This is a genomic window from Candidatus Pantoea multigeneris, assembly GCF_011752615.1.
Taxonomy (GTDB): Bacteria; Pseudomonadota; Gammaproteobacteria; order Enterobacterales; family Enterobacteriaceae; genus Pantoea; species Pantoea multigeneris.
This window is the reverse complement of record NZ_VWXF01000002.1, coordinates 538,227-551,840: the sequence shown is the minus strand read 5'-3', so window position 1 is coordinate 551,840 and position 13,614 is coordinate 538,227. Positions and strand designations below refer to the sequence as shown.

General features: G+C 52.5%; 11 protein-coding genes and 1 pseudogene. 8 read left to right on the top strand and 4 right to left on the bottom strand.

Annotated features, from left to right (window positions below):
• Positions 1–370 precede the first annotated feature (370 nt).
• The 3 genes from F3J40_RS07935 to F3J40_RS07925 all read left to right on the top strand — a co-directional run bounded on the left by F3J40_RS07935 (position 371) and on the right by F3J40_RS07925 (position 2,881).
• Positions 371–1,120 (top strand): SDR family NAD(P)-dependent oxidoreductase, encoded by a 750-nt coding sequence (locus tag F3J40_RS07935; RefSeq protein ID WP_167013496.1) that lies wholly within the window; start codon positions 371–373, stop codon positions 1,118–1,120.
• Complete coding sequence (locus F3J40_RS07930; protein ID WP_167013494.1) at positions 1,113–1,856, top strand: SDR family oxidoreductase; 744 nt, start codon at positions 1,113–1,115, stop codon at positions 1,854–1,856. Before F3J40_RS07935 ends, F3J40_RS07930 begins: the two co-directional genes overlap by 8 nt.
• 329 nt (positions 1,857–2,185) lie before the next feature.
• Positions 2,186–2,881, top strand: coding sequence for a GntR family transcriptional regulator (locus tag F3J40_RS07925; RefSeq protein WP_167013492.1), 696 nt, complete (start codon positions 2,186–2,188; stop codon positions 2,879–2,881).
• A gap of 215 nt (positions 2,882–3,096) precedes the next feature.
• Here the strand turns inward: F3J40_RS07925 and F3J40_RS07920 are convergent, their stop codons facing one another.
• Positions 3,097–4,722, bottom strand: coding sequence for a GMC family oxidoreductase (locus F3J40_RS07920; protein WP_167013490.1), 1,626 nt, complete (start codon positions 4,720–4,722; stop codon positions 3,097–3,099).
• A 204-nt stretch (positions 4,723–4,926) separates the two neighbouring features.
• Between F3J40_RS07920 and F3J40_RS07915 the strand changes: the two genes are divergently transcribed.
• A complete protein-coding gene (locus tag F3J40_RS07915; RefSeq protein ID WP_167013488.1) occupies positions 4,927–5,388 on the top strand; it encodes a MarR family winged helix-turn-helix transcriptional regulator in 462 nt (153 codons plus the stop codon).
• A gap of 153 nt (positions 5,389–5,541) precedes the next feature.
• Here the strand turns inward: F3J40_RS07915 and F3J40_RS07910 are convergent.
• Positions 5,542–5,696 (bottom strand): annotated as a pseudogene (locus F3J40_RS07910) (transposase); the annotation flags it as partial.
• A gap of 184 nt (positions 5,697–5,880) precedes the next feature.
• Here F3J40_RS07910 and F3J40_RS07905 point away from each other — a divergent pair.
• Both F3J40_RS07905 and F3J40_RS07900 read left to right on the top strand, forming a co-directional pair.
• Positions 5,881–7,050, top strand: coding sequence for an RNA-guided endonuclease InsQ/TnpB family protein (locus F3J40_RS07905; protein WP_167013486.1), 1,170 nt, complete (start codon positions 5,881–5,883; stop codon positions 7,048–7,050).
• A 113-nt stretch (positions 7,051–7,163) separates the two neighbouring features.
• On the top strand, positions 7,164–7,814 hold the full coding sequence (locus tag F3J40_RS07900; protein ID WP_369410926.1) for a dehydroquinate synthase/iron-containing alcohol dehydrogenase family protein: 651 nt from the start codon (positions 7,164–7,166) through the stop codon (positions 7,812–7,814).
• A 79-nt stretch (positions 7,815–7,893) separates the two neighbouring features.
• Here F3J40_RS07900 and F3J40_RS07895 read toward each other — a convergent pair whose 3' ends face one another.
• Positions 7,894–9,681, bottom strand: a complete 1,788-nt coding sequence (locus F3J40_RS07895; RefSeq protein ID WP_167013483.1) for a tannase/feruloyl esterase family alpha/beta hydrolase — start codon at positions 9,679–9,681, stop codon at positions 7,894–7,896.
• A 155-nt stretch (positions 9,682–9,836) separates the two neighbouring features.
• Entirely contained in the window at positions 9,837–10,862 is a 1,026-nt protein-coding gene (locus tag F3J40_RS07890) for a hemin-degrading factor (RefSeq protein ID WP_167013481.1), read from the bottom strand.
• A gap of 522 nt (positions 10,863–11,384) precedes the next feature.
• On the opposite strand from F3J40_RS07890, the gene F3J40_RS07885 reads away from it, so the two are divergent.
• Together F3J40_RS07885 and F3J40_RS07880 are read left to right on the top strand one after the other, a co-directional pair.
• Positions 11,385–12,068: a response regulator transcription factor gene (locus F3J40_RS07885; RefSeq protein ID WP_017345938.1), complete on the top strand. Its 684-nt coding sequence runs from the start codon at positions 11,385–11,387 to the stop codon at positions 12,066–12,068.
• 3 nt (positions 12,069–12,071) lie between these two features.
• Positions 12,072–13,511: an ATP-binding protein gene (locus F3J40_RS07880; protein WP_167013479.1), complete on the top strand. Its 1,440-nt coding sequence runs from the start codon at positions 12,072–12,074 to the stop codon at positions 13,509–13,511.
• Positions 13,512–13,614 lie beyond the last annotated feature (103 nt).

Sequence of the window (13,614 nt, the reverse complement as noted above, 5' to 3'; positions counted from 1 at the left end):
ATGCCTGATAGTTTTGCGCATACCGGGCTTAAGGCACGGATACTGTCATCGCGATTTCCTATGACCAAAATCAGCGGGTAACAGGGGTGAGTCAACCCTAAATTAAATATAACCAAATAAATTCAAATAGTTAATGATGTCTCTGATGTTGAAATAGTGCCAAAATTGCAGTTTTGAAGCCGATCACAGAAGCCGCATAACGAGAAACTTTGAGTTGACGAGTTGTCTGACATCATTCATCTTACATCTTATGAGTTCAGTTCAAAGCACAGGTTAAATACTCAGGTTGATTCATTTAATGACAGCTATCTGAGGGTTTAATTTAACGTCATTGCTGGGAGTTAATTTAGTTTTCATTCAGGAGTCTTTTATGGATAACCAGACAGTTGTCATTGTGGGCGGGGCATCTGGTCTTGGCCTTGCTACCGCAAAACTTTTCTGTAAAAACGGGGCAAGTAAGATTGGCATCATTGATCGTAATGAAGAATTGATGAACCTTGCAGCCGATGAGCTACGCAAATCTGGCGTCATTGTTGCCACGGCGGTGGGGGATATATCCCGTAAAGAGAGTGCACATGCTGCATTTAATCAGTTAGTCGATGAATTAGGCCGCATCCATTGCCTGGTGAACAGCGCCGCTATTTATCCTCGTGAAGATATTTTCAATATCAGTGATGAACAGTGGGATATTGAGAACGCGGTAAATATCAAAGGGACTTACCACATGATGGTCGCCGCAGTGCGTCACATGCAACAGTTCGTAGACGCACCCGCAGTCACTGGCCGAATTGTTAATGTCACCTCCGTGGATGCCTTCAAAGCTCACCCGCAAAACGCGCACTATGCTGCCACTAAAGCCGCGGTTGTCAGCCTCACTAAATCGTTTGCACAGGCCTGCGCGCAGAATCAGATATTAGTGAACTCCGTCGCTCCGGCAGGTTTTGCTACGGAACGTGCGCGCCAGCTTGGCTTCCTGGGTGAACTGGCTTCGGCAAACCCATTGGGACGTGCGGCTGAGCCAGAGGAGATCGCTGAATGGATTTTGATGATGGGCAGCGCGCGTAATAGTTACGCCACCGGTGAAAATGTTATTGTGAGCGGCGGTTATATCTATGCTTGATACCCCCTATAAAACCGCACTGGTGACCGGTGCAACCAGCGGCATTGGCAAAGCCATTGTTGAGGCTCTGAGCGCAGCAGAATATTCAGTGATTGCTCTCGGACGTAATAAAGAGAAGCTGTCAGCACTGAGTAGCCTCGCGGGTGTCAAAGCGATTGCTGCGGATGTGACCGATCGTGCAACGATCAGTGCACTGATAGCGGAGTATGACATTGACGTGGTGATCAATAATGCGGGCGTGTTATCAACACGAGCATCATTTCAGGAGATTGATCCGGCAGAAATTGAAAACATGCTCGATATCAATTTAAAAGCCCCACTTCAGCTGACGCGAGATGTGTTACCACAGATGGTGGCACGTAAAAAGGGACATATTTTCTTTGTGGGTTCCAGCGCAGGGAGAGTCGCGCACCCTAATGCCGCCGTGTACGGCGCATCCAAAGCGGGAATCAGTCTTTTTTGCGATGCCTTACGCTGCGATCTGTTAGGCACCGGGATCCGCGTGACCGAAATCGCACCGGGTAGGGTGCAAACCGAACTCTATCGTTCAGCGATCAGCGCCGAAAATATCAACAGTGAATTGTACGACGGTTATGAAGCAATCCAGCCTGAGGATATCGCAAAACTGCTGCTAACTGCATTGCAACTACCTAAAAATGTTGATGTTTCCCGCCTTGAAGTCTTCCCTACGGCACAGGCTACCGGCGGTTCACGCATGGTTAAAACACTGAGCTAAAACGGCTGGGTGAGTTTCAGGTTAATGAATAAGCACCTTTCGGGGTGCTTTATTTTTCGCGAGCCTCGCGCTAATTCATTATACAGGCAGCGCTACGTGAAATCTGACCAGGAAACAGGGGAGAGTATCACCAGATTTTACGCAGCGTACAAACTCTCAGGGAGGATGCAAAATGACCGAAGCGAACACGCTTTCTAATCTACCGGTGGGTAGCGATGCAAGTCAGCCTGGCGAGCCGTGTATAAAAAGCCTGTTCTGTTGCTTGAAGCATGTAGCAAGACCCACACAATTGTTTGACAACAGACTCTGTGCAACCGTAAATTGCTCAGATGGAAAATACCTCGTTTAAAATCAAAAAAGTCCAAAAGCGCAGTGCCGAAGTTCAGGCTGCTGATGTGCTGCGTGAAGCGATCGTCTCTGGAGAGATCCCGCTGGGCACGCGACTGACCGAAATCCACTCTTCGGAACAGCTGGGCGTTTCTCGCAGCACCATCCGTACTGCGTTTCATCAACTCGTCCAGGAGGGATTGATTGTCCAGATCCCCTATACGGGCTGGAGTGTCATGACGCTGGGGCCAGAAGATGCGTGGGAGTTGTATACGCTCAGAGCCAGCCTGGAAGCGCTGGCGGCGAAAATCGTAGCGAAAAAAGTCGGCGAAGATACCGCTTCTGGCCACGTCACCAGTGCTATCACCGACGCGTTCGGCTTATTAAAATCGGCGTGCCAGCAGGGCAGCAAAGGTGAAATCGCCACGGCTGATATGAACTTGCACAGCACCATCATCAAGCTCTCAGGACACAGCCGTCTGATCGATCAGTATTCCAGGATCCAGTCTCAAATCCTTATCTGTATTCGTTCAAGTGATGCGCTGGTAGCAAGCCCGGCACACATTGTCGAGCAACACCTGCCACTCATTAATGCACTTAATAACGGCAATGCGGAAGAGGCGGCGAAAGAAGCCATCCTGCATAATGAAACGGAAGGCGCAATTCTGGTCAGCCATCTGCAACAGCGAGATAAATAAACGCCTTTAGCAAAGATGCCAGTAAGTGATTCTTTACTGGCATCTGTGGTGATTAGTGAAATAACAGCCTTCCAGGGATTTTCAATATCCGTAGCGAGCCCATAAATACGCTGACAGAAAGTACTTACAGCGCAATGTCCATGCTGCGGATAATATCAACCGACAAATACCGGTGTTATTTTTCACTCGCCGCTCAGGGTGCACTGAGTATCACATCATGGTACTTGCGCCAGCAAAATAAGGTCTGCCGCTTTCTCGGCTACGGCGATCACCGGGGCATTGGTGTTGGCGCTGGTGATCGAGGGGAAAACCGAAGAGTCGACCACGCGCAGCTTCTGAATACCGTGCACTTTCAACGCCAAATCCACCACGGACGTTTTAGGATCAGTTCCCATACGGCAGGTGCCGACCGGGTGATAAACGGTTTTGCAGGTTTGCCGCACAAAGGCCTCAATGGCGTCATCGGAAAGTGAGTAGCTGTCTCCCTGATCAACGACGTTCCCCGGTGAAAAAATGCGTTTGGTGTACTGACGCAGCGCCGGGGTATTCAAAAATTGCAGGGCAAGTTTTACGGCGCGGACCTGACCGGCAAGGTCATCAGGATGATGCAAAATATTGGCGCGGATTTTTACGCTGTCTGTGGGTGAGGCACTGCTTAACGCCAGTACACCGCGTGAACGCGGTCTGAGATGGCCCACCTTCAAGGTGATCCCGTGCGTTTCATCTTTGCCGTAGCCGTCTGGGTCATCCCAGCTATCCAGGGCTGGCAAGAAATGAATCTGTACGTCAGGCCGACCTTGATCGGCAGTATCAACAAATGCTGCTCCTTCCAGAATGTTGGAGGTCACCACCCCCGTGCGGAATGCCATCCATTGCAGGCCATTTTTGACGGCGTTTAATCCACGGTCCTGACCATACAGGGACAACGGCAGCTTGAGTGAAGCGTTCACCGACAGGTGCATATGGTCATGATAGTTTTGCCCCACCGGCAACTCTGCATGGCAGGGGAGGTTGAAGGTCGCTAAATGCGCTTTTTCCCCAATCCCGGATAACATCAGTAATTTAGGGGATCCGATGGCACCCGCCGCGACGATCACTTCTTTATTCGCGCTGGCAGTCGTTTTATGCCCGGCGTGATCCTGGAAAACAACGCCGGTGGCGGTTCCATTTTCAATCACAATCTGGTGAACCAGCGCATTCAGCTGCAAGTGCAGCCGGGGGTTATTCTGCACGCTGCGTAGATAGGTTTTCGCTGTACTGGCGCGTTCGCCATTGTGCGTCGTGGTCTGGTAAAATCCCACGCCTTGCTGGTCGTCACCATTGAAATCATTCCGGTAGGAATAACCGAGTTGCTGTCCGGCACGAATAAAACTTTCGCTTAACGGATGGCGATAGCGATTCTCACTGACAAAAAGGGGGCCATGGTTGCCGTGCTGCTCGCCCGCCAGACTCTCATTGTTCTCTGACTTCCTGAAATAGGGCAGCAAGTCATCGTAACCCCAGCCAGTACAACCGTACTCCTCCTGCCAACTGTCATAATCTTCGCGCTGCCCGCGAATGTAGATCATGCCATTCACCGAACTGCTGCCGCCAAGAAGTTTACCCTGAGCAACCGTCATGCGCCGATTGGACGTCGCAGGGTCCGGTTCAGTGGTGTAGTCCCAGGTTTTGGTCAAAATCGCTTTACCGACGCCTGCCGGCATTTTAACGAACAGACTATTGTCTTTTCCGCCCGCTTCCAACAGCAGTACCCTGGCATCGGTTTTCTGAAGCAGACGCGCGGCGATGACGCAACCGGCTGAACCAGCACCGACAATGATGTAGTCGTAAACGTGTTCCATGTCGTTCTCTCGCGTTAATGTGAGTAAAATAGTTAGCTTAGCTAGCTAATTACATTTTACATGCTATTCACATTTGCGCGATGTGTTAATGCAATATGTTAACAATTTGTTGTGCGGGATGCGGGTCTTGTCTGTCACCGGGTGGGCATGAAAACCCCTAAAAACAGGGGGTTTCAGTGCTATACTGCCGCGCGGAGGGCAACTATGCACAAGCAAGATGAGATCATGGATATCCATGAAGAGCTGGGTATCGGGCTGTTGGTTATTTCACGTCTCTACCGGCGCGAGCTGGATAATGCGTTGATGAAGTACGGTTTAACGGAAGCGAGTGCGTTGCCGTTACGTTTCCTCGCCAAAGTGGGCAAACCCCTGAAGCAAAAAGAGCTTGCGGAACATCTGAACATAGAAAGCGCTACCCTGGTTAAAGTCCTGCTGTTACTGGAAAACCGAGGATTCATCATTCGCCATTCACCCGAAGGGGATAAGCGAGTGCGTCTGGTGAGCCTGAGTGAAGCGGGAAAAGCCTTTAACGATCGTCTGCATCAGGAGCTACTGTATATTCGCATGAATCTGTTTAAAGGGCTGGAGAAGCAAGAGCTGGAAACGGTGATCGGATTTCTTAACACCCTGGATTATAACCTGCGGCATATGGACAGGCAGGGGTAAACCGCCTCTGTCGGGAGTCCGTATACCGGTAAACCCCACATCCTCCTCCCTGTACCAGGCATCTTTTTTTTCACCTCTTTTTTCGTCTGCCCCTCTTCGGGATTGCACCAATAATGACAGGCGGTATTGAAAACGCTGGGGTTTTCATGCCCCGTTTAAGTGCCTTCGACCCGTGACGGTTTTCAGGCTGTTAACCCGCTTTGATAGCGACACCGTGGTGGATATTCGAACAGCACGTGAACATGAGCCGCCTCGCCGTCACACGCTTTCAGTTCCGCCCCGAAGTCACCACTTATTTCGGCCACACGCGAGCCGATGCGCATAATGAGTCGTTCACCTAAGGTATTTTGTCAGCATTTAGTAACAAGACGCGGCGAAAATGCAGCAAAAATCCGCTATGTCTTCTTTTCTTTAAAAACTTCGGTGCGGCTTGACTTAAGATAAAATGCATGGTTATTTATCCAGCATTAATTAACCAGGCACTGAATGCACATGCTTATCCTGAAGGCGTATAAATACCGGCTGGAACCCACGGACGCACAGGCGCAACGACTGCGCCAGATGTGCGGCTGCGCGCGTTTCATCTGGAATTATGGCCTGGCAGAAACGCAGCGCATGCTGGATGCCGGGCAAAAGCTGCCCAACGCCTTTACGCTGAATAAAATGCTGACCGTATGGAAGGGCTTGCCCGAGCTGGTGTTCCTGTCTGAAGCGTACACCGATAACCTCCAGCAGAAACTCAAAGATCTGCACGGGGCATGGAAGCGGTGCTTTGATAATCGCCTGGCGGCTAAAAAGCCGGTCTTTAAGCGCAAGAGCCAGGGCAACGATTCAATCCGGTTCGTCAACTTTGACAAATACTGCCAGCTTGACCGCAAGCGCGTTAAATTGCCGTCCGGGCTGGGCTGGGTGAAGTTCCGTCAGTCCCGCGCCGTTGTGGGCAAAATCAAAAACGCCACCGTCAGCCAGCACGCTGGCGGCTGGTATATCTCGTTTCAGGTCGAAACGGAGGTTGAACAACCCATACACCCGTCAACATCCGCTATCGGACTGGATGCGGGTATCAGCAAGCTGGCCACGCTGTCCGACGGTACGGTCTTTGAGCCGGTAAACAGCTTTAAAAAGAATCAGGCGAAGCTGGCGCGGCTACAGCGGCAGCTGGCCAGGAAAGTAAAATTCAGCGCGAACTGGAAGAAACAGAAGGCGAAAATTTCCCGCTTACACGTGCATATCGCCAATATCCGCCGCGATTACCTTCACAAAGTCACGACAACCATCAGCAAAAACCACGCGATGATAGTGATTGAGGACCTGAAGGTTTCCAGCATGTCAAAATCAGCGGCAGGTACAAAAGGCGAGCCAGGGCGCAATGTTGCGGCTAAATCAGGTCTGAACAAGGCGATATTAGATCAGGGTTGGTGTGAACTACGTCGCCAGCTTGAGTATAAGCAATCATGGTCAGGTGGGCAGGTATTGGCTATCAATCCAGCTTATACCAGCCAGAAGTGCGCCTGTTGCGGTCACACGTCAAAAGAAAACCGGAAATCACAATCGAGTTTTGTTTGCCTGGAGTGTGGCTACACAGAGAACGCCGACATAAACGGCGCGCGTAATATTTTAGCGGCAGGACATGCCGTGCTTGCCTGTGGAGGAACGGCGTAGTCAAGCCGTCCGATGAAGCAGGAACCACGCTACTGAGCAATCAGTCAGCTACCCAGTAATGGGAATCCCCCACCTGAGTCGCGTAGCGTGAAGGTGGGGGAGGATGTCAACTGGTGTTGGTCGAACCCGAAATCATTCTGCAAGCGCCCGCGCCCTATTTGTTAGCCGGGATCGCCGATACGCTGGCGAAGTGGTACGAGGCCAGCGTGTTAGTGAGCAACCCGGATTCGCCAGTGGTGCCTTACCTGGCGCGCACCGCCCTTAATATCGCCCGTGGTCTGAAAGACCTGTTGCTGAGTGACAGTGCCGATGTGCTGGCGGAACAGCGTCAGGGCGTGTTAACGGAGAAATTCATTGCCGTCGTGGATGCGATCATTGCCGGGGGTGGCTTGATTGGTGGCCTGGGTGAGCGCTTCACGCGTGTGGCGGCGGCGCACTCGGTACACAACGGCATGACCGTGTTGCCGCAGACCCATGAAATTCTGCACGGGATTAAAGTGGCCTACGGCATTCTGGTGCAGGTGGCGTTGCAGAAGGATCAGGCGGAGTTTGAGTTGCTGTTGCGTTTCTACCGTGAGCTGCAATTGCCGACCAGCCTGCGCGATCTGAACATCGATATCGCCAACCGTGGACAAATTGACGCGATGATCGCGCATACCCTGCGTGCCAAAGAGACCATTCACCTGATGCCGATGGAGATCACTCCTGACGTGCTGTTCCGCGCGATGGAAACCATCGAACAGGCCGCAGGCCATCAGGCGTAATCCCCTTTCGCTAAAAAAATGCCGACTGAAAGTCATTCAGTCGGCATCTCATCCAGGTTATTACCTTACACTACGCGGATCACTCGCTTTGCAGCTTGCCATTCACCACGTGATACCAACGCTGGTTATCCGGTTTAAGCATCTCACTCACCGGCTGACTCAACTTGATATTGTCATAGGCCGTTGATTTTACGGCATGGTAACTGGCTGCATCGTTGACGTCGCCTTTACCGTTGTAATGCGCAATATACGGGAAGGGATAGACCGGGCGCGTCATCGTGACTTTTTCAGGCTGTGCGGCAACCGGAATGCTCGGTTTGGCAACGCCATGGAATGCGGCCGCCGCATCTTTGGACGCGCTGGCTTGATTGGCTGGCGCAGGTGCAGGCGGGACATCCGCCGCGACTCGCTTACCGGCAAACAGCACTTTCGGTGCCGCACCGTCTTCAGTCCAGCTCATCAACGCGCTGAGCAAATCAATCTGATCCGGTCCTTCACCATTGCCACAGTGCCCGACGCCCGGCAGCAGGAACAGGCGCGCAAAGGCATCCACCTGTTTTGCACCCATAAACTGTTGCACCGCACGGAAGTACGCCACGGTACTGGCCGGGGTAATGGAGTCGTCGGCTAAACCGTGCCACAGGATGAGTTTACCGCCGGTGGCTTTATACGCCTTGAGGTTGGTGTTGGTGGCGTTATACAGCGGAGCAAGCTCAGAAATTCTGTCGAAGTTGGCACGGTTAAAGGCAAAATCAGAGACTTTGGTGATGGGTTGTTTGCCGCCCGGCAGCAGCACCGATTGCAGGGCAGGCAGTGCCATCTGAACAGCCATGGAGGTGCCATCAGCGGTTGCCGGGGCAGGCCAGCGTAATTCAGACCCCACAGGCAGTCCGGCAGGGACAAACTGATGACCCTGACTGTCACGCGCACCGGTATACAGCTTCTCTACCACATCCAGCTCTTCTGCGGTTAAGCAGTGGCTTTTATCCGCTTGCCCGGCTTTACATTGCGGGATCCAACTGCGTGAGAAGCGGCAGGCAAACGGATTCGCCAGCAGGCCATCATTAACCCCGGACAGGGTAGGACAATGGGCTAACGCAGCCTGATGGATCAGCGGCAGACGGCTTTGCAGCAAAATGTAGGAGCCATCCGCGCGCTGGTTAGCGGTGACATCCCAGCCGTGGTAAAACGAGTTTTGTGTCGTGAACCACGCGGCGGGCGCACCGGCAGAGATGCCGTTGAAGTCATGCGGGTAGCGTTGTGCTTCCACCAGCGCTTCACGTCCGCCGTCGGAACATCCCATGAAGTAAGCAAATTTCTGCTGTTGGCCGTAATAGGCTTTGATCAACGCCTTAGTGAATTCCGTCGTCACGTGGTTAGCGCGATAGGCGAAATCGATGCGCCGATGGGGATCTTCCGCCCAGGACGCATCCATTACATTGCCGGAATGGCCCATGTCGGTGGTGGCGACGGCAAATTCCCCGTTCATGGCAGGTACACAACCGCTGGCATTAGAGAGGCTCAGATTTATTTTGCCGCACAACCCGCCGCAGCCTACCTGCAACAGACGTTGTGTCCAGTTGGTTTGGGGCAGGGCCACTTCAACCCCGATGCTGGGGGACAGCGTGGCGCTGACTTTGCAAAACGTTCCTTGCGGGGTTTTCAGTTCACCGGTAGCAGTGATTTTGACGTCAGCACCGATATTGTCATGGCTAAAATCCAGCGTGCTGACAGCGGCACAGGACATGACCGGTTGAACCTTCGGCAGATTCTGGGCGGCCTGTGTGGGTAATGTGATACCCAATCCGATTAATGACACCATCATCAGGGCCTGGGCACGCCATTTCCGCAGCGTAATTAACAGCATATTTTTTGTCTCCAGAGATACGAAATCAAAGTATAGGGTGGAGGCAAAGGAGATATTCGGCAGATAACGTTAAGGAAATGAAAAAGATAACGTCTCTGCCAGGCGGGGAAAATAGAGGAGGTTTTTAGCGGCTCAGGCAATGCCCGTGCGTTCGATCAGCCTGTGGTCAGTAATTGCGCCAGTTGCTCGCGCCAGATGGGCTGCTCCGGTTCGCCTTCCTGACGCTGTCCGAACAGCTGGGCTATCTGCGTGCCGTCGGCGGCAAACAGTTCCAGACTGGTCACGATGCCATCCACCGTCGGCTTGCGGGTGATCCAGCTCTCGGCGATCTCCTCAGCCTTGATATGCAGGGTAAAGTTCGGGTTGAAAATGTTCAGCCAGCCGCGCAGCGGGCTGACTTCCTGTACCCGGCCAGTAAAAATCTGCACGCATCCACTGTTAGCCACAAAAATCATGATCGGATTGGCCTGCTGCTGTAGCTGCTCCAGCAGGCGAGGTAGCGCCTGGTTATCGACACGCTGTGCCAGCTCATCGCAGACGTGATTAAACGCCTGCTGACGTGACAAGCGATGGCGATGCAGCAGCAGATAAAACTGGTGTACATCGGTCATGGCGCGCCACTCCTGCTCCAGCCGGACAGTGTCGACCTCGTTTGCATACTGCGTGGGTGTGGCAGGAGAGAGGGCCAGCGGGGCTGACTCCGGGGATTGGAAATCGGTCAGCAGCTGTTGCCAGACAGTCATATTGGTCTGTGCAGTGGCATAGATTTTATGTACCGCTTCGCCGTGGCGATTAAAAAATTGCAGGCTGTGGCGCGGACCGCGCGGCGTCTCTTCACACAGGGCAAAGGCACTGTGCCACTGGCTGAAGAACAGCCGCAAATCCACCCCGCCAGGATTGAGCAACAGTCCGACATGTCCGTCAAGTTGTTGCTCCAGATACGCACCCGTCACTTCATGGACGGCCTGCGCATTGCGGGTGATGGCTTTTAGCTCCCCGGCATCGGCGAGTGCCGCGAGGATCGCTTTAGGATTATCGGCCAGACGCACCGCATCATGGCCAACGCGTGCGGCGGTCAACTCGGCCTCACTCACACCCAGCATCGCTGCCAGGTCGCGCGCATAGCTGTGTGGCTGTTGCTGTTTTTCATTGAGGTAACGATGGTAAAGATTTAATGACATATCTGAGCCTCGAACTATTTTAACAATTTCTGCCAGACAGCAGAAATCAGGCCCGAAAAACGGGCTTATAGTGATGGTTATTATTAACACTTGCGTAAAATAAGTATGATTCGAGTGCTGAGCAATAAACAAGGTATTTGCGTAAACCTAAAATAAACTTAATGTTTGATGCCCCGTTAATCCGCTAGATTAAGCGAATCAGCGTCTGATGACGGGGCGTCTCAGGTCCGTTTCTGCATTAAGATTTTTTAACATATCTCTGCCATAAAATGGCGGTTAATCCCCACAAGCCGCATGTGGCAAGGGTTTGCTTAATCACATTTTTTCACTCTTTTCTGGGTTGGTTTGCGAAAACGCTTGTAAAGAAATGATAATGATTGTTATTATCTTTTGACTTTAGTGGTCGGTTTCTCGCCACTTTTCACCTTCCCGTTATATCCGAAGCCGTGACTGAGTAATATTTGGCGAAACCTGCATTCTACAAATAACAGTACAAAGGATGCATTTTGTTCAGGACAGAATATGCGTGTTTTAGTTGTGGATGATGATTCCACCTTGTGTCACTGGCTAGGGGATAAATTACACTCTCATGGCCACTCTTTTCGTCTGATTCATGATGGAACTGAAGCATTACAGGCGATAGAGCAAGAGGTCTATGATGTGGTGCTGCTGGATCGCATGTTACCCGGTATGGACGGGTTCAGCGTGTTGCGTGCGCTGCACGATCGCCCGCATCCGCCGGTGATGCTGCTCTCGGCGCTGGATCGCGATGTGGATCGGGTGATGGGACTGGAACTGGGGGCTGAAGACTATCTCGGTAAGCCCTTTAACATGAGCGAACTCTGCCTGCGGCTGGAAATTATTGTCGGGCGGGATAAGCGTCTGCACAAGCAGAGCCAGGTGCTGACCTTTGCCGATTTAACCGTCGACTGCATTCAGCGCTCGGCCTGGCGTGGCGGAAAACGCATTGAACTCACCGATAAAGAGATCAAAGTGCTGATGCTGTTAATGGAACACCCTGGCAAAATCATCAGCCGCACGCTGCTGCTGGAACGCGTCTGGGGCTATCAGTTTGATCCGCAAACCAACCTGATTGATGTGCATCTCTCTAAGCTGCGCGCCAAAATTGATAAAGGTTTTTCCCTTCCCTTAATCAAAACGCTGCGCTCGGTAGGTTACTGCCTGGGTGACGTCAAAAAGGGGTAGTCGGTGTCAGCAACAGCGACAAACGGCCTGTGGCGTCGGCTACAGACCAAGGTCCAGCAGTGGCAGGCGGTGTGTGCCAGCCGCGATCCGGATTTCTTATCGACCAGCAATTTCCGTCAGGCGATCTCCATCGTCTACTTATTTATGCTGATGATGCTCGGCTGCATCATCGGTTTTAGTGTGCTGAGCGAATCCCTGCTACGCAGCCACGTGCACGATATCATCATGAACGATATCTACACCTATTCGGCTAAATCACGGCTGAAAGACAGCAGTACTCTGGTGGATCAGCTGCGCAATGAATATCACCAGCCAGGCGATGAGCTGCCGATAGCATTGGTGATCGGGCCTGATGGACAACTGATTTATCACAATATGCCGTATGCGCCGGGGCCGGTGCATTGCCAGATGAATGTGGATTGCCTCAAACGCAACATGGGCGCGGAGAGTGGTAGCAATGTGATTGGTCTGGCGGTACGCCTGCGTGATGGCAGCATTTTCTTTCGTGCCTATAACGCGGTACCGATGCTGGAGCGGGTCCGAACCATTCCGCTGGTGGCGGGGGCAGGCGTCTTTATCCTGCTGATGTTCTTCCTGCTGGTAAGCCGTCACTTCAGCCTGCGCAATCTGCAAAGCGTGCGCCAAATCCGTGATGCGCTGCGCCGCTACAGTACCGGGGAAAAGCACGTACGCATGCCCGTCTCGCCGTGGGGCAACGATCTGGACGGACTGAGCAGCGACATCAACCAAAATCTGGAGCGCATCGACCGGCTGATGGATCAGGTGCGCAGCACCGCAGGCCATGTTGCTCATGAGTTGCGCACCCCGCTGACCCATTTGCAAAACCGTCTCTACAACCTGTCAGAACGGGACGATCTCAGTGACAGCGCCCGGCTGGAGATTGATAAAGCCTCCAGTGAGGTGCAGTCGGTGCTGAACCTGTTTCGCACGGTATTGCGCATTGGTGAAATCGAAAGCGGCCGCTGCGTGCATCAGTTCGCACAATTTTCCGTACAGGAACTCCTGCACGATCTGGCGGAATATTATCAGCCGCTGGCCGAAGCCCAGCAGTGCCGGTTAGTGGTGGAACTCAGCACCGGTATCCAACTGTTTGGCGATCGGGCGCTGGTGTTTCAGGCCATGGCCAATCTGATTGAAAATGCCCTGAAGTATGCCGCAGGGCAGGGGCGCATTGGTTTGGGTATCCAACTCTATCGTGGCTGGCTGTCACTGTGCGTCAAAGATGCCGGGCCGGGGATCTCGCCTGCGCTCTACGGCGCGGCCACCGAGCGTTTTGAGCGTCTCGGCCAGCAGGATGCCCAAAAAGGCTATGGTCTTGGATTATCGCTGGTCAAAGCGATTGCAGAACTGCACGGTGGGAAAATTGCATTTGCCTCGGCACAACCAGGGTTAATTGTTTATTTATGTCTTAACCGGAATTAAATAAAGGATAAACAGGGTGAATATATTACGCTGTTTTAACCTTATTGATTATGCAGCATAAATATAACCGCAATCTACGCGCGGTTATTGATTTTCAAAACAG